The sequence below is a fragment of the Mesorhizobium sp. CA10 genome (assembly GCF_020165285.1).
In the GTDB taxonomy this organism is placed as follows: Bacteria; Pseudomonadota; Alphaproteobacteria; order Rhizobiales; family Rhizobiaceae; genus Mesorhizobium.
Map to the genome: position 1 here is coordinate 19,265 of NZ_JAIUHV010000018.1, position 21,727 is coordinate 40,991.

General features: G+C 61.4%; 24 protein-coding genes. 11 read left to right on the forward strand and 13 right to left on the reverse strand.

What is annotated here, in order from left to right:
- Positions 1-1,105: 1,105 nt before the first annotated feature.
- The gene (locus LB535_RS26800; RefSeq protein WP_140845499.1) at positions 1,106-1,405 is read left to right on the forward strand and encodes a DUF1236 domain-containing protein; all 300 of its coding nucleotides are present in this window, start codon (positions 1,106-1,108) and stop codon (positions 1,403-1,405) included.
- Positions 1,406-1,818: 413 nt separating this feature from the next.
- On the opposite strand, the gene LB535_RS26805 is transcribed toward LB535_RS26800, so the two are convergent.
- Positions 1,819-2,370, reverse strand: coding sequence for a 3-keto-5-aminohexanoate cleavage protein (locus LB535_RS26805; protein ID WP_318012354.1), 552 nt, complete (start codon positions 2,368-2,370; stop codon positions 1,819-1,821).
- A gap of 2,171 nt (positions 2,371-4,541) precedes the next feature.
- The gene (locus LB535_RS26810) at positions 4,542-5,210 is read right to left on the reverse strand and encodes a DUF1236 domain-containing protein (protein WP_224634315.1); all 669 of its coding nucleotides are present in this window, start codon (positions 5,208-5,210) and stop codon (positions 4,542-4,544) included.
- A 321-nt stretch (positions 5,211-5,531) separates the two neighbouring features.
- On the opposite strand from LB535_RS26810, the gene LB535_RS26815 reads away from it, so the two are divergent.
- The 4 genes from LB535_RS26815 (at position 5,532) to LB535_RS26830 (ending at position 8,220) form a co-directional block, all read left to right on the forward strand.
- The gene (locus LB535_RS26815; protein WP_224634316.1) at positions 5,532-5,882 is read left to right on the forward strand and encodes an antitoxin Xre/MbcA/ParS toxin-binding domain-containing protein; all 351 of its coding nucleotides are present in this window, start codon (positions 5,532-5,534) and stop codon (positions 5,880-5,882) included.
- Positions 5,883-5,893: 11 nt separating this feature from the next.
- Positions 5,894-6,388 (forward strand): RES family NAD+ phosphorylase, encoded by a 495-nt coding sequence (locus LB535_RS26820; RefSeq protein ID WP_224634346.1) that lies wholly within the window; start codon positions 5,894-5,896, stop codon positions 6,386-6,388.
- 368 nt (positions 6,389-6,756) lie between these two features.
- The gene (locus LB535_RS26825) at positions 6,757-7,581 is read left to right on the forward strand and encodes a Ku protein (RefSeq protein WP_224634317.1); all 825 of its coding nucleotides are present in this window, start codon (positions 6,757-6,759) and stop codon (positions 7,579-7,581) included.
- A gap of 45 nt (positions 7,582-7,626) precedes the next feature.
- Positions 7,627-8,220, forward strand: a complete 594-nt coding sequence (locus LB535_RS26830) for an SOS response-associated peptidase (RefSeq protein WP_224634318.1) — start codon at positions 7,627-7,629, stop codon at positions 8,218-8,220.
- A gap of 2 nt (positions 8,221-8,222) precedes the next feature.
- On the opposite strand, the gene LB535_RS26835 is transcribed toward LB535_RS26830, so the two are convergent.
- The 3 genes from LB535_RS26835 to LB535_RS26845 are packed head-to-tail and all read right to left on the reverse strand — an operon-like array spanning position 8,223 to position 8,889.
- Positions 8,223-8,447, reverse strand: a complete 225-nt coding sequence (locus LB535_RS26835) for a hypothetical protein (RefSeq protein WP_224634319.1) — start codon at positions 8,445-8,447, stop codon at positions 8,223-8,225.
- A complete protein-coding gene (locus tag LB535_RS26840) occupies positions 8,444-8,602 on the reverse strand; it encodes a hypothetical protein (protein WP_224634320.1) in 159 nt (52 codons plus the stop codon). Before LB535_RS26840 ends, LB535_RS26835 begins: the two co-directional genes overlap by 4 nt.
- Positions 8,602-8,889, reverse strand: coding sequence for a hypothetical protein (locus tag LB535_RS26845; RefSeq protein ID WP_224634321.1), 288 nt, complete (start codon positions 8,887-8,889; stop codon positions 8,602-8,604). Before LB535_RS26845 ends, LB535_RS26840 begins: the two co-directional genes overlap by 1 nt.
- A 141-nt stretch (positions 8,890-9,030) precedes the next feature.
- Here LB535_RS26845 and LB535_RS26850 point away from each other — a divergent pair, with 141 nt between their 5' ends.
- The gene (locus LB535_RS26850; RefSeq protein ID WP_224607898.1) at positions 9,031-9,300 is read left to right on the forward strand and encodes a hypothetical protein; all 270 of its coding nucleotides are present in this window, start codon (positions 9,031-9,033) and stop codon (positions 9,298-9,300) included.
- A gap of 3 nt (positions 9,301-9,303) precedes the next feature.
- On the opposite strand, the gene LB535_RS26855 is transcribed toward LB535_RS26850, so the two are convergent.
- Positions 9,304-10,125, reverse strand: a complete 822-nt coding sequence (locus LB535_RS26855; RefSeq protein ID WP_224634322.1) for a plasmid partitioning protein RepB C-terminal domain-containing protein — start codon at positions 10,123-10,125, stop codon at positions 9,304-9,306.
- Positions 10,122-11,684: a recombinase family protein gene (locus LB535_RS26860; protein ID WP_224634323.1), complete on the reverse strand. Its 1,563-nt coding sequence runs from the start codon at positions 11,682-11,684 to the stop codon at positions 10,122-10,124. The genes LB535_RS26855 and LB535_RS26860 overlap by 4 nt, the downstream gene beginning before the upstream one ends.
- A 66-nt stretch (positions 11,685-11,750) precedes the next feature.
- Between LB535_RS26860 and LB535_RS26865 the strand changes: the two genes are divergently transcribed.
- Together LB535_RS26865 and LB535_RS26870 are read left to right on the forward strand one after the other, a co-directional pair.
- Positions 11,751-12,011, forward strand: a complete 261-nt coding sequence (locus LB535_RS26865; RefSeq protein ID WP_224532272.1) for a type II toxin-antitoxin system HicB family antitoxin — start codon at positions 11,751-11,753, stop codon at positions 12,009-12,011.
- A 183-nt stretch (positions 12,012-12,194) separates the two neighbouring features.
- Complete coding sequence (locus LB535_RS26870) at positions 12,195-12,512, forward strand: YMGG-like glycine zipper-containing protein (protein WP_224516903.1); 318 nt, start codon at positions 12,195-12,197, stop codon at positions 12,510-12,512.
- Positions 12,513-12,576: 64 nt separating this feature from the next.
- Here LB535_RS26870 and LB535_RS26875 read toward each other — a convergent pair whose 3' ends face one another.
- The 3 genes from LB535_RS26875 to LB535_RS26885 all read right to left on the reverse strand — a co-directional run bounded on the left by LB535_RS26875 (position 12,577) and on the right by LB535_RS26885 (position 16,189).
- Positions 12,577-13,752, reverse strand: a complete 1,176-nt coding sequence (locus LB535_RS26875; protein ID WP_224634324.1) for an acyltransferase family protein — start codon at positions 13,750-13,752, stop codon at positions 12,577-12,579.
- A gap of 692 nt (positions 13,753-14,444) precedes the next feature.
- Positions 14,445-14,726, reverse strand: a complete 282-nt coding sequence (locus LB535_RS26880; protein ID WP_224607887.1) for a hypothetical protein — start codon at positions 14,724-14,726, stop codon at positions 14,445-14,447.
- A 401-nt stretch (positions 14,727-15,127) separates the two neighbouring features.
- Positions 15,128-16,189, reverse strand: a complete 1,062-nt coding sequence (locus tag LB535_RS26885; RefSeq protein ID WP_224634325.1) for a site-specific integrase — start codon at positions 16,187-16,189, stop codon at positions 15,128-15,130.
- A gap of 115 nt (positions 16,190-16,304) precedes the next feature.
- Between LB535_RS26885 and dusA the strand changes: the two genes are divergently transcribed.
- Positions 16,305-17,303 carry a tRNA dihydrouridine(20/20a) synthase DusA gene (gene dusA / locus LB535_RS26890; protein ID WP_224634326.1) on the forward strand — a complete coding sequence of 333 codons (999 nt, stop codon included), beginning with the start codon at positions 16,305-16,307 and terminating at the stop codon, positions 17,301-17,303.
- A 45-nt stretch (positions 17,304-17,348) separates the two neighbouring features.
- Here the strand turns inward: dusA and LB535_RS26895 are convergent, their stop codons facing one another.
- Together LB535_RS26895 and LB535_RS26900 are read right to left on the reverse strand one after the other, a co-directional pair.
- On the reverse strand, positions 17,349-18,053 hold the full coding sequence (locus tag LB535_RS26895; protein ID WP_095765387.1) for a TIGR02281 family clan AA aspartic protease: 705 nt from the start codon (positions 18,051-18,053) through the stop codon (positions 17,349-17,351).
- A gap of 10 nt (positions 18,054-18,063) precedes the next feature.
- A complete protein-coding gene (locus tag LB535_RS26900; RefSeq protein WP_095765388.1) occupies positions 18,064-18,294 on the reverse strand; it encodes a DUF1289 domain-containing protein in 231 nt (76 codons plus the stop codon).
- A 164-nt stretch (positions 18,295-18,458) separates the two neighbouring features.
- Here LB535_RS26900 and LB535_RS26905 point away from each other — a divergent pair, with 164 nt between their 5' ends.
- A complete protein-coding gene (locus LB535_RS26905) occupies positions 18,459-19,454 on the forward strand; it encodes a nicotinate-nucleotide--dimethylbenzimidazole phosphoribosyltransferase (RefSeq protein WP_263490961.1) in 996 nt (331 codons plus the stop codon).
- 11 nt (positions 19,455-19,465) lie between these two features.
- On the opposite strand, the gene LB535_RS26910 is transcribed toward LB535_RS26905, so the two are convergent.
- Complete coding sequence (locus tag LB535_RS26910) at positions 19,466-20,989, reverse strand: sensor histidine kinase (RefSeq protein ID WP_224634327.1); 1,524 nt, start codon at positions 20,987-20,989, stop codon at positions 19,466-19,468.
- A 76-nt stretch (positions 20,990-21,065) separates the two neighbouring features.
- Here LB535_RS26910 and LB535_RS26915 point away from each other — a divergent pair, with 76 nt between their 5' ends.
- Positions 21,066-21,695 (forward strand): thermonuclease family protein, encoded by a 630-nt coding sequence (locus tag LB535_RS26915; RefSeq protein ID WP_224634328.1) that lies wholly within the window; start codon positions 21,066-21,068, stop codon positions 21,693-21,695.
- Positions 21,696-21,727: the final 32 nt, after the last annotated feature.

Consider the following 21,727-nt stretch of genomic DNA (forward strand, 5'->3'; position numbering starts at 1 on the left):
CCCGTCCCCTACCAATCGGCTGCCGCCGCTGCCTCGCTATCGGTGTGTCGCTCTCGATAAGGCCCGAAAGAAGGCTCGTGTGATGAACGTTTTGTCGTTTGAGAGAAGATATTATCCCTCAAAATGTCCGATCTGCGCTGGAGCGGCCTTGGAGGCAGATATCGCGCTCCGCAAGGTGGAGTTCCAATGCGCTTCTTGCGGCCCCTTTGAAATCACTTCGGCAGCGCGCACCGCAATGAAGGGGCTCTCCGAGGAGAACCGAAGGATGTGGCTGTCGCAGGCTCGGCAACAGAATTCGACTATCCCGGTCTTTGCCTGTGTAAACGAGACGCTGTCGCGGGGTGGATCGTGAAATCCGCGTCACGCCAGTCAGCAAGTGCGCGCCGCGCGGACACTTCCCTGCGGCCCGGCATCAGGTTTGAGTGGTGCCGGGCCGTGCCACACGTGCTTGTGTCCATCTTGAACTACCGAGAGGTATCTGGCTTGAGTGCAGCAAACGCGATCCGCAAGCTTGAAGACTACGAAGAAGTTGGGCTCATCGACTATCCCTGCGATGGAGATTACATCGCGGTGGTCGGCGCCAACCACCGTGAAGATTGGCTGCTCGGAGGCGAGTTATGCAGATCTCGCCATCGGGAGGAACAGGCTCCCGTCCGGCCCAGCGGTTGCTGTCCTGGTCCCTACCCTGACCGCTGGGCCGTCAAATTTTTACTGCGCTATGAGCGCGGGTGAAGGCGGCGTTCAACGTCGTTCCGCATCGGGAGGATATTGGCGCTGTTGCCTCGTCCTCACGGACAATAAAACCCGATGCAGATCTGATCAGAGAGGGCGGCAATAGGACGCCCAGGTTATCGCCGGAACGAGTCAGTCCAACGCCGTCACTGTGCGCGAACGTGCTGGCGTTCCCTGACGGTTTGCGTTGCCGGCATTCGCCGCGTCAAGCTGGGACCTAAGTCTCACGCACAAGCGCATTGGGCCCTTCACTTTTTTGTGCCGAAACATGGATGCGACAAGCTCATTGATTCATGGATTGCCGAGAGGCCCGTCGGCGGTTCCGCTGCATCCGACAGCGTTGAAGAACGGGCACATACGAAGGAGAATTGAAATGAAGACGTTGATCACCAACTCTGTTGCCGGCCTGTTGCTCTTGTCGGGCATTAGCGTCGCAATCGCGGATACGGTGGTTCTGGCCCCGGAACAGGAAACGACCATCCGCGAATACGTGAAGAAAGAACCGCTGGCTTCCATCAAGTTGCCGGGGGTTGAACTGAAAGTCGGGAGCACGCTGCCGGAAAAGGTTGAACTCCATAAAGTGCCGAACGTGAAGTACGAATACACCGTGATCGACAATCGGACCGTGGTCGTTGATCCCGAAACCCACACGATCGTCAAAGTGCTCGACTGACAGTCCCGCGGGAGCGCCAATCCGGCGCTCCCGCTGTTGCATCTGGTTGTGCGACTCCTGTCGCACAGGCCAGAAACTCCGAGCGGCATCGGGGGCAAATTCTTCTTTGACTGCCCCCCTGATGCCACCAGTGTCGCTTGGGCCTTGCGTCGTAACCCGTGCTCTGTTCACATCCTTCACCAGCTCGTACGCGTTCACGTCGCTCGTCGAAGCTGCATCGAACTGATCGAGCGACGACGTCAATTTTCGGAGCACCATCGGGATACTGGCGCGCAGGACGCCAAGCCGCCGAAACCTACCTGCGCTGAGCTCCCCTCATTGCCTTCCCCTGTCTCGTCAACGAGGCCGAATTCAGGCCGAGTAGGGTTGAGCGCCTGCTTGACGACCGAAGCGGAGTGGCCCGGCAATGGCTTTCAAAGCTGTTCGTTGCCGTCCCCAGCCTGCCAGGCATCGCGTAACGAGGCGGCAGACTGTATTGGGCGCCCAAATCCCCGCAACTGCTGCGCCACGGTATCGACCAGAACCGCATTCGATGCCGCAATCGAACCGTCCGGCTGCAGAAGATTGTTTTCGAACCCGACCCGGACGTCTCCACCAAACAATGCTCCCGCGCATACGCAAGCAGCCTCGTCACGACCGAAGGCGCAGACCATGAACGACCGGAAGCGTGGAATGCCGGGCGAAAGAAACGGCAGCAGGTCTTTCGGGGCAGATTGCTGTGACGCCGTATAGCGGCCGAGAACCAAAAGCACGGGAATGTGATCCCAGGGGATCAGGCCGCGCCGGTGCAGGTCGAACAGATACAAAGCCTCGTCAGGGTCGTAAAGGATGATCTGCGGCATTATGCTTTCACGCTTCAGCCAAGCCAGGAATGCCGCAAAATCTGGCTCGGCATCTCTGCCGGGGACAAGCTCACGCAGCGCGAGCCACACCGCCTCGGGTCTGGCCTCGCGCACCACGCCCATCTGCCTTCCAGGCTCGGTAGGCGCCAAGCGACTCGCTTGTGATCTGCACCACCATCGCGTCGGCGATGCCGGAAAGACGAAGTCGCTCTTCGATATCTTCAAGCTCGACCACCTGTATACGCTGGCCGGACATCGCAGCCACAGCAGTCACAGCAGCCACAGTTCGCACTCCAGCCACAGGTCGTGGACGGGCGGCTATTCCTTTGTCCCGCCGGCGCCGAGCGAACCGGCTCCGTTGTATAATGCCCCTTCAACGCCCGCGCCGAGCTACCAGGCGCCCGCAATCGCACCAACGCCCGCGCCACTCAAGACGCTTCCGGGCAACGCCTACAAGTTCAAGGAGATCGTCCAGGAGGTCCAGTTCGCCCTGCTCGCATTCGGCTACTACAGCGGCGAGGTAGACGGCGAGATGAATCCTGAATTGAGGGCCGGCTGTTGCGCATGCAGGCGGACTACTCGCTCAAGGTCACCGGGACAATTACGCCGGAGACGCTGACTGCGCTGAGGATTGAAGCGGGCTAGCTCCAGGTTGCAGGGCCAGCCTGCATGACCGAACCAGCTAGCTAGTCGGCGCCGCAGCTTGAAAGATTCGACAGGGCTTGACGAACGACACGCGCGAATCCGGCCGCGACGTGCCGTCACAAAGCAGGGCCGCGCCGGTGTGCTTGCAATCGCTTTCGCCCGCAAGGAGAGCGGCTCCCAAGCTGGCGGACTGGTGGTGAGGAGAGGAATTCCGTTCTCTAAAGCCGTCAATCCTCGACGAGTGGCCCGATCTGGGCGACCTCAGCCCTTGCCGCATCCGCAATGAGCTTCGCCTCTCGCAGCAGCGAATTCCAATTCAAGCCGATCAGGAGAGCAAGTTCTTGCGCCTCCGAAATCCCGGTTTGTTTTCTCTGGCGGCGCTCGCCGGCGTGTGATCGAGATCGTTCACCACCCAAACTCCGCCCTGAAACCAAGGCCATCACTGTGGCAAGGTTCACGGGAAATTAAGAAAACTCTGTGTGAAAGAGAAAGCGGGCCGGCCGTTAGGGCAACGACCGGTCCACTTCCATGAAGCCTCGCAGCAGCGTCCCGGAGAGACGGGGGTAGGTCAGGGACAAACAGCGTCTGCAGGCTCTACCTTAACCATAGCAGACATTAGCAAGTGCTGATAATCAACTCTTTTGGCGACGGAACGTGAACCTCGAGTGGAAAGGGGTAAGCGCTGGCTGCGGCCGTTCGGCTTCTTCTGGCGCATCCGCTCGCTAAGCCCCGGTTCTGGCAGGGTGGCCGTCTTCACCGTCGTCGCCAGGTGGAGCAAATTCTTCCGGCCGCTGATCGCCACCAACTCCGGCGAGACCCGCAGGCGCTCGGGCTGGCAACTTTGGTCGGCGACGCGGCATTTCGATCAAGTAAAGCGTGCTGATCGCGTCCGCGGCCGTGGCGACGCTGCCGACGGCTTCCTACTCGCCTTGGAGCGCCACTTCGTGCGCGGCATCGCCGCGACGGGCATCAGGGCTGACGATGGGCGAACATCGAGATCGCCGCCGGGCTCTCGACGCAAGGCGGATCGATCTGGCGGCCGGAAATCAATCTCGGCGAAGCCTGACGGCCGCTGCTATGCCGCAAGGCTCGGATCGCGACGCGCTAAGGCCGGCTGCTTTCCATTGATCCGTTCGACAATAAGGTCAGCGCCGCCAGTTTCTTGGCTGATCGGACTAATGTCGTCCGACGTCCAATAGCCTGAGACAAGCAGTGTACCTGCATGGCGACAATTGACTTGGCGACTGGGTCGTTCGAGGGGGCGACGCCGAGGCATCACTGTCGATCCCATTTCAGGCAGAGCGTCATCCCTATCGCGCACTACAAACTTCGAATGCGAGGGGATGAGCTTCGAGGCGATCCTCAGGTCGGCCAGCGGACGATGCCGCTCGGGCCCGTCTGGCACCGCTGTTTTCCGCTGAGACCGGCGACCACACCTGAGCGCCGGCGGCGTGGAAGCCGGCGCCTTCGGGCCCCGTAACTCGGGGCCCGAAGCGCTTGATTTCAGTGGGCGGAGAACGCGGCCGCGTCGTTGGGCCAACAAGCATCCTGAGACGGCGCGGCCTCCATCGTCTGGCCAACGGGCACATGCGGCTCGGCGTCGAGACCGCTCCTGTGCTGTCACACGATTTTCCTGCCGATTGGCACGTTCAGCCTTCCACATAGACGATGCGGCGCGTCGACGGCTCAACCAACACCGGTCGGTTGTTCACATAGACATACCGGTACCGGTAGTTCGGGATCTTCTGCAGGGCTACCGTCGCAGGCAGGGTCGCGCCTGTCACAACCTTGCCTTGAAGGTAAACAGGCTTGACCCGGTGCTCGGTGATGTAGGTGCGCACCTGTTCGGGGGGAGTGATCACGGTACCAGCCGCACCGCCGCCCACGATCCCCGCCGCGCCGCCCACGGCAGCGCCAACTGGACCACCGATGATAGCGCCGGCGATCGCTCCGGTAGCGCCGCCGGCGACGGCTCCGGCATTAGCCTGATCGCGAGGAGCTTTCACCACCGCGATGCCTGAATTGGCCGGTCGCTCGGTTAAGACGACCCGATTGCCACCGAATTCTGCGGTAACGTAGTCGGAATAAACCCAGCCCTGACCACCAGCTTCGGCGATGGTGCACCATTTCGAGTTTTGCAGACAGCCGTTCAATGTGGCCGTCTGGCCCGCCCGCAGCACGCCGATGACCGGATATTGCGAGCCTGGACCGGCGCGAACATTAAGGTTTGTAGCGGCTGATACGGGAGTGTCGGCAAAAGCTGCGCCAGACAAGGCGACAAGCGCGCCTGTCACAACGGGTAACAAAAGCTTTCTCATCGTTCTGTCTCCGTTTCATGGTTCCCTTCAGAGCCAAAAACGAGGAAGAGCCACGTGCGTTCCGCTGGCGGATTGCTGAACGGATGTCATTGGGTCGCTCTGCCGCTCCTGCTTGGTCGAGATATGCCCATCATCGAAGCAGTCGATCTCGCCGATGCCATCGACATGGCTGCACGCACAGCCGCGCGGGAGAATAGGCTCGTTGAGGTCCGACCGCTGGAACAGCTATGGTCGCGGGGGGAAGCGGGGCAGATCTTGAAATGCCGGCATTACTGACGCTATATTACGTCATAGTTTTTGGCGGTGCACGGAGGTGCTGCGATGGGCCTGGCACGATATGCGGATAACGGTTTGTTCGCACCGAAGAAGATCGCGGACGCTTTCCGCACCACGAGCGAGGAGATCGCGCGTACCGCTGGTCTGGGCAAGGACGCGGTCCAGCGCCGGGAGCGGGTGCGCTCAGACAAGACGCAGCGCCGCCTGCGCGAGATGGTGGAAATCGTGAACAAGGTCGAGCCGCGATTTGGCTCCGCGCTCATGGCCTATGCCTGGTATCGGTCCGAGCCGCTGCCGGGATTTTCGGGGCAGACGGCCATGCAGCTCGTGCGGGAGGGTCGAGCCGATGAGGTTCTCGACTTCATCGACGCGGTCGATGCGGGGATTTACGCCTGACCATCGCCGCCATCGCCTATTCGGGCCGGCTCTACCGTGCTCTCAATCCGGTGTATGCCCGCGAGCCTATGTCGGGACGTGGTGCCGAGCTTTATGGAGGACGTTTCAACCCCAAAGGCATGCCGGCGCTCTATGCGTCGACCTCGGTGCTGACGGCTTTGCGCGAAGCCAACCAGGTAGGCGATCTGCAGCCGACGACGCTGGTCGCTTATCGTGCCGAGATCGAGGCCGTCTTCGATGCGGGCGACCCCACTGCTCTTGCAGCAATGGGTCTCGATGCGGCGGCCCTCGCCGACCCGACATGGCGCGATCAGATGAGAGACCATGGCGAGGCGCATACGCAGCGATTTGCCCGCGAGCTGGTCGCGCAAGGCTATAATGGCCTGCTCGTGCCGAGCTTTGCCAAGGGCGCCGCAATCGGCGACTTGAATCTGGTTCTGTGGCGATGGGGTGACGCTGCCCCATCCAGGCTCGAGCTGATCGACGACGAGCACCGGCTCGGTTGATCTAGCCGGCCGCTGCCCGTTGCCTGCCAATCCAAACCAGGTCGCTGTGGCTAGATTCCAACAAGCAGATCGTTACATGAGGACGTTTGGCGGGCCTTTCCGGACGTGAAGTTGTCGCGTGCCCGTTCTAGGAGCGATGATGTCATTTTGCATCATCCGGGCGACGAACGCGAAGGTGGTGTATTGACGCCGGTTGACGGCCCGCAACGCCAGCGCGGCGTTTACAACCCAAAGGGGGATATGCGTCAGCCGGGGTTTACGCCCCTCGCGGGTGGCGGGCCCAAAAACACATCAATTTCTGGGAAGCTGAACGAAGTCGGAACCCCCGGGCGGGCACCGGTGTTTCTTTTTGCAACGGAGGACGATACATGGCAGCGCCGCGGGCGGTTTGGAAGGGTTTCCTGAAATTTGGATCGGTCGCATGCGGCGTAAAGCTGGTGGGAGCAACCACTGAGGCGGGGAAGGTCCATTTCAAGATTCTGAACCGCGAAAACGGCTTGCCGGTCAAAAGCGCCTATATCGATGAAGGAACCGGCGACATCGTTCCTTCAGAAGATCAGATCAAGGGCTACGAGGCTGAGAAGGGCGACTTCCTCGAAATCGAGCCGGACGAGATCAAAAAACTGAAGCTCACGTCGCAGCATACGCTCGACATTGAGGGCTTCGTCGCGATCGATGAGATCGACACGAGGTATCTGGAAAAGCCCTATTACGTCATTCCGGCCGACGGTGCCGCTGTTGAGACATTTTCGGTGCTGCGAGAAGCAATGGCCAAGAAGCGGGTCGCGGCGCGATCTTGCGTTGTGCTGTACCAGCGGGGCAGGGAAGTCATCATCCAGCCCTTCGGCAAAGGAATGCTGTTGACCGAGTTGCGAACCAATAACGAGATGATTTCAGAAACGAGCGTCTTCGACGACGTGAAAAGCCCCAAATACGACAAGGATCTCCTCGAAATTGCCGGGCTGCTGATCGACAAGAAGGTAACAAAGTTCGACCCCTCGAAATTCGAAGATACATACGAGGATGCGCTGATCGCCATGATCGAGGCCAAGCGCAAGGGCAAGAAGCCGCCCAAGCCGGCGCCGATACCCAAGGAGAACGTGGTGGACCTAGCTGCAGTGCTGAAGAAGAGCCTCGCCGCGGAGGGCATCAAGGGGCGGCCAAACGCAAAGCCCGCGCGAAAATCCGCCTAGCATGGCAACGGACGGCCCCGTTCGGATTCCTTTTGTGGGGACAGCATGTGCAACGACTATGAGCAGCATGTCGCCTGGGCCGAATATTGCCGGATGATGGCTTCGCTGACGCTGAAGATCCCGGCTCATCAAACTGAACTCGATCTTCCCCAAGCTGATGATATCCGCATCAATGATCCGGCGCCGATTATGCTCGCTGCCGCAGACGGAGTTGAACTTGCGTCGATGACGTTTGGGTTTCCGCCGGCCGGCCCGAAGGGAGGGCCAGTGTTCAACTTCAGATCGGAAGGACGTCGTTTCGCCGACAGCAAACGCTGTCTGGTCCCGGCCTCGGCGTTCTTCGAATTCACTGGCACGAAATACCCGAAGGCGAAACACCGCTTCACTCTGAACGGCGCTCCTTTCCTGGCTATTGCCGGGCTATGGCGGGAAGCGGCCGGCAACAAGCCGCCCACCTTCACCATGTTGACGACCGATCCCGGGCCGGATGTCTCGCCATATCACAATCGCCAGGTGGTCGTTCTTCAGCCCGAAAACTGGTCAGCGTGGCTTGACTTGTCGAGACCGGAGAGAGAGTTGTTGCGACCCTCGCCGGCGGGATCGTTGTCCGTTGAAACGGTACGGCCAGAGCGCGCCTGAGTTCAGTTGCGGAGAGGCTCCGGCACACTGAGCGGTCCAGTCTCGAAAATCCGCTGATAGACGTCCTTGCGGCGCCAGGCGCCACGTGCGCGTCCATTCTCCCTGTCGCGCTTGGGATTGAACATGATCCCGCCCAAGTGGTCAAGGAATGCGGCGGCGGCATTGCGATCAGCGAAACAGTGCAGTCGCCATTGCTCCTGCTTGCCATCTTCCCAGATCGCGATCACGGATCGCGTCCGGCAAAATAGCCCTTGCTCCTCAAGAACCGCCGGATCAGCGTGAAATTGTGTGCTGTGCATATGTCATCGGGCAGCGCCACCTGGTGCGGCATATCGCGATCGATCATCGTGGGCGGCGGAATGCTACGGCTGCGGGCAGCCATTAATTGCTCAATTTCCGTCGCCTGGTTTCAAAGGCTTGCTGCAAATCGATGTCGGTCTGGTCGCGCATTGCATCGGAAAGCGATATCGCCAGGTCAAGGCTGTCGGGATAGATCGCCATGATCCAAGCGGCCGTCAGCTCTGTAATCGCCTGCTTCTGGCTGACATCTGACAGTCCGCGCAGGTGCTTTGCCATCTTTTGAGCTGCTCGGTGGATGGCAGGCATTTCGCGCCTGACGGTCGCGTAGATTTCGGGCTGCTCGGCTTCGGTCGCACGCATCGGTTTCATGGTTCTGTCTCCTTTCGCTAACAGTGAACGAAAAGAGAACAAAGAGTCAAGACGCACCTTGACTGCATGGGAATATGTTCCTCATTTCAGCGGATGCCGGAACAACCCGAAAAGTGGCCACGAGGCCAGGCTTGGACGCTGATGCATGCCCATGAGGCAGGGCAGATCGCGCGCATCTCCTGCGGCCATTGCCACATCACACGCCATTACAAACCGATCGAGCTGCGCGAGGTGATCGGCAATGTCACCATAAACCAGGTGCGAGAAAAGGTGCGTTGTCAGGCCTGCGGCAAGCGGGAGTGGATGTCGGCGGAACTCTTCCATCCCTACGGACAGGAGCTGGTGAGCATCCGTTTCCGGCGCCTAAAGGAAATACGATGGCAAAGGCATGTGATTTGGCGCGACGAGTAAAGTCTATTTGAAGACGGGCCCCGTTAAGTTATGAAGCTCTTCGAAACGACCAGGGAAATTGCGTGCGAGATACCGCACCACTCTGGAATTATCCATCAGCCGGTCAAAATAGCGGCAGGCGGCGACGAGTTCCAGGCTCGCTGGCCCGCGCCGGTCGAGCGCATTTAAAAATGCGCCGCTAAGGTTGGCCAACTCGCACTCCATTTCTCCCCTCCGGTCCTCGGAAAGGCTGGCGAGCTCATGTTGTGGATGGATATCTTTAACCAGGAGCGACGGTGGCGTGAGAGCGACGAGCATCTTCACGTAGTTGACGCTGACCGGCCCCCTGGCGATCATCAAGCGTACAATTTCTATTTGCCTGACCGGCAGCACCACCCGCACCAATGCGAAAAGCCCTGCCGGCCCGCTGCAGTCCCTCAGCAGACTGAGGACCTCCGGGCAGATCTCGCCGGCTGAAATCGGATTGGCGTCGGCGGAGATGAGTTGCGATGAGGTCTGCGCAGGCGGCGAGCCGCTGATTCTCCGCGCCAATGTATTTGGCATTGTAGCAAGGCCTTCGGATGCCAACAGGTCGCGGAACTGCCCGTCGCCTGCTATCAGGCGTACCGCCACGGCGATCCTGTCCAAACGCTGCTCCAGTTCTTCCACCTCTGCGATGAAGGCACGCTTGCGGCTGCATTCGGCGTCGTAAATCCTAAGGAACTCGGGAGTGGAACGGCGCATCTTCGGGCGTAGCTGATCGGAGGCCAACGCGCCGGCATGTCGGCGGCCGTTGTTGAGGAGAATCTTGTGGGCAGCTTCCCGGCTCAGCCGCTTCGGCCTCATGTTGCGCTCTCGACAGCGACCCGCTCCGCCAGAGCAAGCAGCGGCGTCAATGTGGGGAAAACATAGGAATCCAGAAGCGCTCCGTTGTGGGCGTGCAGATCACGCTTGCCGGCGATCTCACGGGCCGGAGCAATCAGGTAGTCTCGAATGGTGAGGTCGCCGGGATTCATCCGGATCAGGACATAGATGTCCGGCAACGGTTGCCGATCAGCCTTCACAAACCATCTTGGATAACCGAAGTAGGAGGCTCTGCAGCGCGCTATTGCGATCGCCACAATGACCTCCTCGTTGATCTGCACGACGCCTGTCTCCGCGTCATAGGCCGCAACCGCGCCTCGCGCCTCGACTGCGGCCAAGAACTCCTGAATCGCCTGCAGCTTCACTGTGTCCAGTCGTCGGTTGACGTAGATGTAGCGGTAGTTCTTGGGCGCCTGGTATCCGATCAGCTCATAGGCTTTGACTAGGGTTCCAAAACGCCACGAGTATCGTTGGGCGGGCGGGCAATCGGGTGCGGCGTCGATGATGAAGGTGGATAGGGCACCACGGCGTGCCAGCAGCTCCTCGAGGGCGACCAATATCTCCTGATCGGACATGTGGCGGTGGATAGTCTTGAGCAAAATCTGTGCGCGCCTGAATAGCTTGCGATCAACGATCGGCTCCAGGACGTTCTCCACCCGAAGCCACTGTTCGGGAGGATTGTGGACCCGATGGCTCTTGAGCCTGGTCGAGCCCCTGTTCCAGACGCTGTTGCCAATGTAGTTCTCGTTGGTCAGCAGCGAGTGGACAGATTCTCGCGTCCAGGGGCGCGCCAGGTCGGTCAGCAGGCCGCGCTTGTTGAGCGTTCGGGCAATCTCCAGCTGTGATTTTTTTGTTCTGACAACGTGGTTGAAGATCCATCGTACAGTCGCGACCTCGTCAGGCGGTCCGTGGATCAGAACGATGCGATCCGTCTGCAGGTTCTTGTACTCGTAGGACGACAGGACGCCTTTGGGACGGCCATGTTGATCGACAAGCAGGCGCCGCAGGCCAAACCCTGCCTTGCCGCCCTGTCGAAAGCCCATCCGGATTAACCTCGCCTGGCCAATGAAGACTTTCTGCGACAGCATTCTGCTGTGCTCAGCAGCCATGCTGCGCTTGATCGCCTTGAGCACATCGGATCCGATGCTGCCGTCATTTGCGAACTGTTCGGCACAGAACTCGATCCGCACACCTGCCATTTGACATCGATACTCGTATGCGGCGCTCTCATCGATATTCTGGAATCGTCCCCATCGGCTTACGTCGTACACCACGATGGTCTCGAAATCGGGTCTCCCGATTTCGACATCGGCCAGCAACCGCTGAAGGCCGGGGCGGCCTTCGAGGTTGAGCCCACTGCGGCCCGCGTCCTCGTAGGTGGCGACAATGTCGTAGCCCATGAGGTCCGCATAGTCGCGGATGGCATCCCGCTGATTTTCGATCGAGTAGGCCTGATACTCAGTCGACATGCGCAGGTATTGCGCGGCGCGAACCCTTCGCCTCCCCGCAGGCGGATTGCCACCCTCTGCAAACTTGTCCATTGCCTTGCACCTTGGTGCCGGCAATTTAAACTAGCGGTCGATCGCCCTCCAGCAAGGGAAACTGAGATGCAGCAATATCTCGGGCTGATCCATCAGGAAGGCGCCAGCGATTACGGCGTGTCATTTCCCGACTTTCCCGGGCTGATCACGGCCGGCGCCACTGTTGACGAGGCGCGCGAGCTCGCCGAGGAAGCCCTGGCCTTTCACGTCGCAGGAATGATCGAGGACGGCATAGCGGTTCCGCAACCTACGTCGCTCCAGCACATCGAGGCAGATCCGGACCATCGCAGCCAAGCTTTCGTATTGGTGCGCTTGAAGATCGACTGAACGCGCGGCTGGTCACCATCGCCCGCATAACTTTCCCATTTGGCAACCATGGCGTTCAACCGGCGGGAAACTGTGATTCACTTCGTGAGCGGGGTCTGCCGCCGTTCCGCCGCAATGCGACCGCACTCGGAATTTTGTTCGCCCCAGCCTGTCAGTCCTCGGGGCTTCAGAGGAGTTCGAGTGATGTTTATCAAGAAGGCCATTCTCGCGGTGGTGATGACCGCGGCGCTCGCCGGCTGCGAGACGCAAACCGAAGGCCAGCAGCGGGCCACCACCGGCGCATTGCTCGGCGGCGCCGGCGGCGCGCTCGTCGGCCAGGCGATTGGCGGCAACACCAAGAGCACCGTGATCGGTGCGGCCAGCGGCGCTCTGCTCGGCGCGGTGGTTGGGTCAGCGACCACGCCGCAGCGCCGCGGCGATCAGCTCTGCCGGTACCAGGACCGCTACGGCCGCATCTACACCGCGCCCTGCGACGACCGGTACTACAACGGCAATTATTGATTATCTGGATTCTTCCCGCTGACTTCGAACGGCGGGAGGAAGTCCACCCGAATGCCGGCCTTGATCATTCAGCGGGGCTCGGCTTCAGCACCGGCTTCTTCCTCCGGGCGAACCAGCGCAGGACCGTGCGGCCGAGTTGCTGGCCAGGCATTTCGATGACCCTGTAGGTGACGAAGGACAGAAGGCAGACCACCGGCAGCACGATCGCCAGCACGATGGCGAAGCGCAGCGGGGCGTCCATCTCCTGGCCGTAGCGGGCAATGACGAATGCCGCGACCGGCTGCAGCACCAAAAGGTGGATGAGATAGATGCTGTAGGACAGCTCGCCCAGAACATGAAAGACACCGCCGCCCAGCGCCACGGCGACCTTTTTCGCCACCGTGCCCGCCACGCTTGGCAGCATCCGGTAGAGGACAAGGGCAAAGAAGCCCAGCACCAGCGCTTCACGTATCAGGAATTTCGAAAGCCCGTAGCCGTCGCCAAAGGGAATCGCAGCAAGCCCCATGGCCAGGGCCAGATGCAGCAGTGGCCTCGGTTGGCTTTGTGCCAGGATGCCCGCCAGCAGCATGCCGCAAAGAAACACCTGGATCTTCAGCGGCAGGAAGGACGGCATCGGGAAATGGATCGACAGCGACTTGAGGATCATCACAGCCAGGCCGCCGATCGCCGCCACGAGTATGGCGCTCCATATCCAGTCGAAGCGGCGCACCAAAAGCATCAGCGCCGGGAAGACTGCGTAGAACTGCATTTCCAGGCCAAGACTCCAGTCTGGCAGCGGCGTCCGATAGGCGAGGTTCGGCGACAGGCCGAACAGGAATGTCAGGTGGGCGACGATGTTCTTCAGGCTGCCGTCGAGGAATCGCTCGGGCGCTTGTGGCGCGCGCTGCAGGAAGGCATCGATGACCGTCCGTGACTCATAGAGATACGGCCCGAGCGCCAGCGCGAAGAGCAACATGACGTAGAACAGCGGCGCAATGCGAAAATAGCGCCGCGTCCAGAATTTCAGCCAGGTCTCAGGCCGTTGCCAAGGCTCCTTGGCCTGGCGCAACTGATAGTGAAACACCATTAGAAATCCGGACAGCATGATGAAGAGATCGACGCCGAGCGCAGGGTCGCCAAGCACCGGAATATGCCAGCCGGTCAACAGCAGACAGTGACCGACCAGCACCCACAGCGCGGCGGCGGCGCGAAGGCCATCCAGGCACTCGATGCGTGATGACGCGGTAAGGCTATTATTCATGCTGCAATGCAGCATGGCGAGCAAGCCACGAATGTCAACCCGCGATGTGACCAGGACAAGCCGGCGGCAACGGCTGGGTTGGCGCTCTACAACAATCTCGTTGCGAGACGGGAATTGGCCGGACGCCCGCTCGGACGTTCGATGCTAAGGCCGAAGCGCTGCGGCTACACGCCGAGATAAGCCACTCGCTGCTGGATATCGTCCTGGATGCCGGACATATGGTGCATCAAAGCAAGCCGCAGGCGGTTCTAGCCATGATTGATAAGATTGCGGCTCTCGCGAGCGTTGCCGACCCTGTCTTTGGAACCACTCGATGATGCGACAGCTCCAAGCGCGCACCGTCGGGTTTCGATCGGTGGCGGCTGCGAGCCGACAGGGGCGGCCGCCAAATAGGTAGTGAAGATATTTGTGTATTTTGTAATGACGTGCTCGCGACACCCAGAGTTGTGGCAGCGTGGGTTTTCGCTGCCACGAGATCAGTGTGGATTGCCGGCTTTTGGACGGTAGCAGCAGCACTGCTTTGCAAGGGGGTACTTCGGGCTGCTTATGGGCTGAGATCCCAAGGACCGCGCGTTGGCCAGCCGGGCGCACAGTCCGAGATAACGCTTCTAAAGACCTCCCTGGCGCTCGTCCCCATTGATCGTAAGATCAGCTCTGCGAGAGCTGTTGCCAGTCCTCCAGGCCGCCTCGCGCTATGGCTGGAGAAGTGCGCCACCATATTGCGCCCAAAGGTGTTCGCAGTCCCATATCCTCAAGCTTGGCGCTCCTGGTTCCCCATATAAGACCATTGCACCGCGAACGTCGTATCCAAGCACCGAGGCATTGGCGACGAACTGGATGGCGCGCCCTAAGCTGATGGCGCCGATCCGGGCTTCAATTTTGCTGGTGAGGTCGATCACTCCGAAGATTTCCGCATCCGTGGCTCTGCCGGCCAAAACAGCCATCGAGATCGCATCGTCCAGGGCAAGGAGCATCGCGTGAGTCCCCGTAAGCAGCGCTTGCTAACTTCGATAAGCGAAATTGGTTCCGCGTCCTGCATGAACCTGAGATCAACCTTCAGTTTCCGTCGCCTGGTGGATATCCGTTAGGGGGAGCGAGTGATCTGGCGCTATGAGTAAATGAACAGCGGGAGCGGCTGCGACACTCTGCTCGGTGGGCCAGGACGAGTCGGCGCCTAACAGTCAAGGACGCGGCTCAGCGTTATCGCGGAGAACGCTTTTTACCCGTGTCCTTCGCCGGCTTAACTCCCCGGCTTGCGGCCAAGATTTGCTAGCCGGGTATCATTTTGACGCCGGCGTCGGAAACGGTCCTGGACGCCGACAGGCTTGCTTACAACAACGTCCGATCACCATAAAAGGTGACCAGGTCTCGCGGGCTACGCCATCCTCGCTGTGGGAATAGTGTGAAGCATTTCAGGCTTCAAATGGGTGTATCGTTTCAACATCTTCCAGTCCTTGTGTCCCGTAACCAGCGCCACCTGTTCGATAGTGAACCCGGCTTCGAATAGGCGGCTCGTGCCTTCGTGCCGCAAGTCGTGAAAATGAAGATCGTTGATGTCCAGCTCAGCGCATCCTCGACGGAAGGCGGTCCCGACTGATTTGTGATTGAATGGGAAAATTCGATCATCGTCATTGCTTCGCTTTGCGCGCTGTTCCTCAACGATGGCCCATGCGTCGTACCCAGTCGCCGCGAATAGCGGTATGCGCTGATTATTGCCATTCTTGTTGCGCGGGTCTTTCCGGTCGCGGATGAGAAGCATCCGCGTGCAAGAATCGACGTCAGACCAACGCGCTTTGCAGATCTCCTCCTGCCGCATGGCCGTAGCGACGGCAAAACGTATGATGCGACCGACGGGCGCTATCTGCAAAGGGTTTGAATTGAAGTGAGCGATTAGCCTGTCGAGTTCATCCTGGGTAGGCCGCCTGTCGCGCTCACATCCCTTGCCGACAAGGCCGAGGCGCTTAAGTGCGATGCGCGCGAGATCCACAGGCTCGACCTTGACCGGTAGCCCGTGGACCGCCGCAGCATGAGACAGGACAAGTTTTATAAAGCCGATATCAATGCTGAGAGTCATCGGTCCGGCACCTTGCGCGGCCCGGTCACGACCAAAACGAATGAGCCGTTCGCGATCGAGCGCAGCGACGTGGCACTTCCCCAAATCTCTTTTCAGCATCGCAAGGGCCGCAGCCTTGGAGCGGCGAGGGGCCTTGCCTACATCGCACATGTCCTCGATATGAAGGTCTATGAGTTCGCCGAAAGTTTTCAGGCGCGCTATACGGGACTTGGTCGGCGTCTCACCGCGATCAACTTGGCGCTCGGTTTCGGTCGCCCAGCGGCGTGCGTCGTCTCTGCGCAGGAATGTCTCGCTGGCGTAGCGACCTTTGCGACGGACTTGCACACGCCAGGAACCGGACGAGAGCTTTGTGTAGGTCGCCATTTTTTCGTGTGCGCTCCGTGTGCAATGAGAGGTCGAAACGTGGCGAAAAGGGTCGTATTCTGGCGTAAATTCGTGTGCACTCGGCACCATCTAACGATTTGATACTAAAGAAAAAATGCTGAAAAATCAAGAGCATAGGATAGCCGTTGCGCCCATGATGGACTGGACGGACCGGCATTGCCGGTTCTTCCATCGTCAGCTGACGCGCCGCGCGCTGCTTTACACCGAGATGGTGGTGGCGGATGCGGTCATACATGGCGCGCGCGAAAGACTGCTCGGTTTCGACAATGTCGAGCACCCGGTTGCGCTACAACTTGGCGGATCGGATCCCGCAAAGCTCGCCGAGGCAGCGCGGATCGGCGAAGCCTTCGGCCATGACGAGATCAACCTCAATGTCGGCTGTCCGTCCGATCGCGTCCAGTCGGGGACGTTCGGTGCCTGCCTGATGAAGACGCCGGTTCTGGTCGCCGAGTGCGTCGCGGCGATGAAGGCCGCGGTGAAAATACCCGTCACGGTCAAATGCCGCATCGGCGTCGACGATCAAGACCCAGAGCCTGCGCTCGATATGCTCGCGGACGGCGTGCTCGCCGCCGGCGCCGGCGCGCTCTGGGTGCACGCCCGCAAGGCTTGGCTGGAAGGGCTGAGCCCCAAGGAAAACCGCGAGATCCCGCCGCTCGATTACCCGCGCGTCTATCGGCTGAAGGCCAGAAAGCCGGACGAATTCATTGGCATCAACGGCGGCATCCAGTCGCTCGCCGAGGCGTCGGCGCATCTTTCCCATGTCGACGGCGTGATGCTCGGCCGCGCGGCCTATCATACGCCGGGGATCCTGACCGGCATCGATGCCGCCTTCTATGGCGAGGCGCCCGCCGCCTTCGATTATTCGGCGCTGATCGATGCCATGGCCGGCTATGCCGCGCGCCATATCGAGCGGGGCGGGCGGCTCGGCCACATTACCCGCCATATGGTCGGACTGTTCCACGGCTTGCCCGGCGCGCGCCGCTTCCGGCAGATCCTCTCCACCGACGCGAACAAACCCGGCGCCGGGCCGGAGGTGCTGAAGACCGCGTTTTTGGCAATCGATTTCGCGGCGGCAGAAGCCGAGGCAGCCTGACTGTCGGTTATGCGTGTCGCGCCGCATACTGCCGCGCGACACGCATCAGTCCCGCAGGATCATGCGGTCGCCGCGCACGTCGAAGCCCGACAATGAGCCGATGAAGTTCATGCCGAGCAGGCTTTGGTCAAGCATGCCGGGCGCGGCGACCATCACCGACATGTCCTTGCGCACGATGCCGCCGATCGCTACCTCGTCGGTCCTGACCGTCGCAGCGCGCGCCCTGCCATTGGCCGTGGCGACATCCACGCTGTAGCTGAGCGCCGCCGGGTTGAACCCAGCGGCTTGAGCATCTTCGGACGTCAGCACCGTGCTGGTTGCGCCGGTGTCGACCACCGCGCGCACCGGCGTGCCGTTGACCAGGATGCGGGCTTCGAAATGGCCGTTGTCGGCTTTGTCGAGCGTGACGGTCGGGCGGCCATTCTCCACGCCTAAAGCCAACGGACTGCCCGGGACAAAGCCGGCGGTGACGCGGCTCGCCACATCCTGCAACTCGTAGCGATACTGGTAGCCGGCGATCAACACGAGCACGAATGCCGCCCAGACGCCCAGATTGCGCGCCATGTCGCCCAGCGGTCGGCCGGAGCGGAGCAGGCTCGCACCGATCACCATCACCAGGACGCCGACCCAGATAAGCCGGCCGAAATCATTGTTGTTCATGCCGAAAGTGCGGCCGGCCGAATTGTTGAGCATGAGCAGCACGACCCCGACGCCGATCACCGCCATGACGATCCAGAACAACCGGTTCATCGGTTTCTTCTCACAGAACGCCGCGCTCGCGCGCCATACGGGTACGCCGGGTTTCGCGGCGCGGCCGCCGCTCGACCGTTTCGAGCCGCGCGGGCAGTTCGGCCATCACCGCCCGGCGCGTTTCAGGGGTCATCGCGAGCCAGGCGGAAATCTCGTCGCGTGTGCGGCCGCAACCAAAGCAGAAGCCGGTTTTCATATCGATCGAACAGACCAGGATGCAGGGAGATTCGATGGCGGTCATGCTGTTCTCTTGGCTTTATTCCACATGGTGCAACCGCCGGAGCAATGCAAGCCCTCCGCATTGCGCCGCAAGGCGACGCGTTCGCGGCATCGCCAGGCAGTTGTGCCGGATGGAGAAGGCGGCTATGCCGCCTGCGACTTCCGCAACGAACTGCGACCGACATAATGCCTGCTAAGCCTTTCGACGATTTCCGAAACCTTCTGGCGGCCCTGCCGCCGGCCGACGATGCGGCGAGCGCCCGCGTCCGGGCGCTTTTCGCCAAAGCGGAAAAGCCGAAGGAATCGCTCGGCCGCGTCGAGGACGTCGCGGCCTGGCTTGCTGCCTGGAGCGGGCGCGCGCCGCCGGCGATCAATCGGCCTCTGGTGGCGATCTTCGCCGGCAATCACGGCGCCGTCAGGCACGGCATCTCGCCGCGGCCGGTGGCGGCGACCGCAAATGAAGTCGAACTCTGCGCCGCTGGCGGGGCCGCGATCAACCAGGTCTGCATCGCCAACGATCTCGGCCTGAAAGTCTTCGACCTCGCCTTGGATATCCCCACGGGCGACATCACCGAGGAGGCCGCGCTTGATGAACGCGGCTGCGCCGCAACCATGGCCTTCGGCATGGAAGCGGTCGCCGGTGGCGCCGACCTCCTTTGCCTGGGCGATCTCGGGGTCGGCAATTCGACGATCGCCGCCACGCTTTGCGCCGCCCTGTTCGGCGGCGAGGGAGCCGACTGGGTCGGGTCGGGTTCGGGCGCCGATGCGGCGATGATCGCACGCAAGGCCGAGGTCGTCGATCGGGCGCTGGCATTCCATGGTCCGGGTCTGGGAGATCCGCTCGAGGTTTTGCGCAAGGTCGGGGGGCGCGAATTCGCGGCGATCTGCGGCGCAATTCTCGCGGCGCGCATGGAGAAGATTCCCGTCCTGCTCGACGGGTTCGCGGCGACAGCGGCGGCCGCCGTCCTTTATGCGGCCAATCCCGGCGCGCTCGATCATTGCCTGCTTGCCGGCCTGTCGCCGGAACCCGGCCATGCCAAGGCGGCCGAAAGGGTCGGGCTGAGGCCGCTGCTTGATTTCGGCATCGGCCATGGCGAAGGGGTAGGGGCCGCTCTCGCCGCCGGTATCGTCAAGGCCGCCGCACTGACCAGCTCGGGCATGGCGCTGGCTGTGCGGCTTTAGCGCCCGGCGAGTCAACGGCGTCCGCGCGCGGCGACCGTCTTGGTCGGCAAGGCCGGCAGTTCCTCCATCACCCGGCTCAACGGGAAGATGGCGATCGCCTCGGTGCCTTCGCGCAGCTTGGAATGAAGCTCGAACTCGCCGCCATGCATGGCGAGCAGGCCCTGCACGATCGGCAGGCCGAGGCCGGTTCCCTGCTCGGCGCTCTTGATGGCGATCGAGCCCTGGCCGAAGGCGGAAAGCACCACCGGGATTTCCTCTTCCGGTATGCCCGGGCCGTTGTCCTTCACCGAAATGTACTGGCCGCCGCCGGCCGTCCAGCCGACACGCACGCGCACTTCGCCGCCTGACGGGGTGAACTTGATCGAATTGGACAGGAGGTTGAGCGTGATCTGCCTGACGGCACGCTCGTCGGCGAAGAGGCGCGGCAGGGTCTCCTCGAACTCCTGAATGATACGGATGTCCTTGTTGCGGGCGCGCAGCTCCATCATGTGGCAGCAGTCCTCGACGATGGTCACCAGCACGACCGGCTCCTCGTTGAGCTGGTAGCGGCCGGCTTCGATGCGCGACAGGTCGAGGATCTCGTTGATCAGGTCGAGCAGGTGCTGGCCGGACTCGTGCACGTCATGGGCATAGTCGCGGTAGGTCGGATTGTTCATCGGCCCCAGCACTTCATTGGCCATCACTTCGGAGAAGCCAAGGATGGCGTTGAGCGGCGTGCGGAGCTCGTGGCTCATCGAGGCGAGGAAACGCGATTTCGCCAGATTGGCGTCCTCGGCCCGCCGCCTCGCCTCGTCCGACATCGATTTCGCCGTCTCCAGCTCGGCGATCAGCGCGTCCTTCTCCGAGCGGAAGGACAGCACCATCAACGAAGCCTGGTTGAGATGACGCGCGACGTAACCGAAGAAGGGAAGCGCTGCGATGAGCAAGGCCGCCATCGTGGCTTCGATCGGCGTCCACAGGCGCATGACGGTGTAGACATAAACGGCAACGGGAATGGCAAAGGTCGCGAACAGCGCGCCGCCAAGCGAGGAGGCCATCACGGCCGTCGTCGCCATGGCGATCAGCAGCACCATGGCCTTGGCAACATGGAACTGGTCGATCTGGCATGTGGCGCAGCCGACCCAGGCGAACCATGCCCAGCCGAGGCCGCAGAGAAAATGGCCGATCAGGAAGTCGCGACGCGTCTGCGCCGGGTCGAGTTCGGCCGCCTCGGTCCGCTCCACGCGACGCGCCATGAACGCGACGATCGTGTAGCAAAGCAACGTCGACAGCGCCCAGATGGTGATCTGGCTGTCCAGACCCGCCAGCCGGCCGATGGCCGCCACGGCGAGCACGAGCAAGGGGATCGCGACCGCGCTGACCACCATGGCGCGCGCATGCAGCTTCAGCAGTTCACGGTCGAAATCGAGGCTGCCCGCCTGCTGCGAAAGGCGGTCGCGCGTCTTGCGCACCGCTCGCGCCACATCGCTGTTGCGGTGCGGTTTACGGCGGTCCACAATAAACTTATCCGCTGTGTTCGAGCGTTGCAAAGGCATACAGACTTCAATTTCTGCGCGCAGCGACTTCCGGTTCGTTAAGCTACGTTCGAATGATTAAGAGACTGTTTGCCATATGAGCCGTTTCGGGCCGCGAGGACCGCGCCGACGCTATGTGGCGAGCCCGCCGCGGAGCCACTGGCGCAAGCTGCTGGACTACGGACTTGCCATTCTTCTGCTTGGTTTGCTCATCCTGGTGGCGGCACGCCTCGACCGCTTCGAGAGGCGCCAGGAGCAAGGCACGGCGATCGTCAATGACGGCGATTCGATCACGCTCGGGGCCGAGCGCATCCGCATGCGAGGCATCGATGCTCCGGAGTATCAGCAGACCTGCCAAAAGGCCGGCGCCGACTATCCCTGCGGCAAGCTGGCGCGGCAGTCGCTGGTGCGCCTGATCGCCGGCAGGCCTGTTGTCTGCAGCGGCTGGCGGCGCGATCGCTACGGCCGCCTGCTCGGCGATTGCAAGGCAGGCGATACCGACCTAAACCAGACCCAGGTGCAGGCCGGATGGGGTTGCCTTCGGCGATTTCGAGACCGAGGAAGCAGCGGCGAGAGCGGCCAAGGCCGGCATCTGGGCAGGCACCTTCGCGGAGCCGCAGGACTGGCGCGACAGCCATCATGGTGCGCCGGTCGAGCGAAAGCATGGCATGCTGGCCTCGTTCGGCGGTGCGTTGCGCGAATTTGTTCGCTTCTGGTGATGCGCTGACCAGCGCCTTATGATCAGGTGGATAAGCTGGA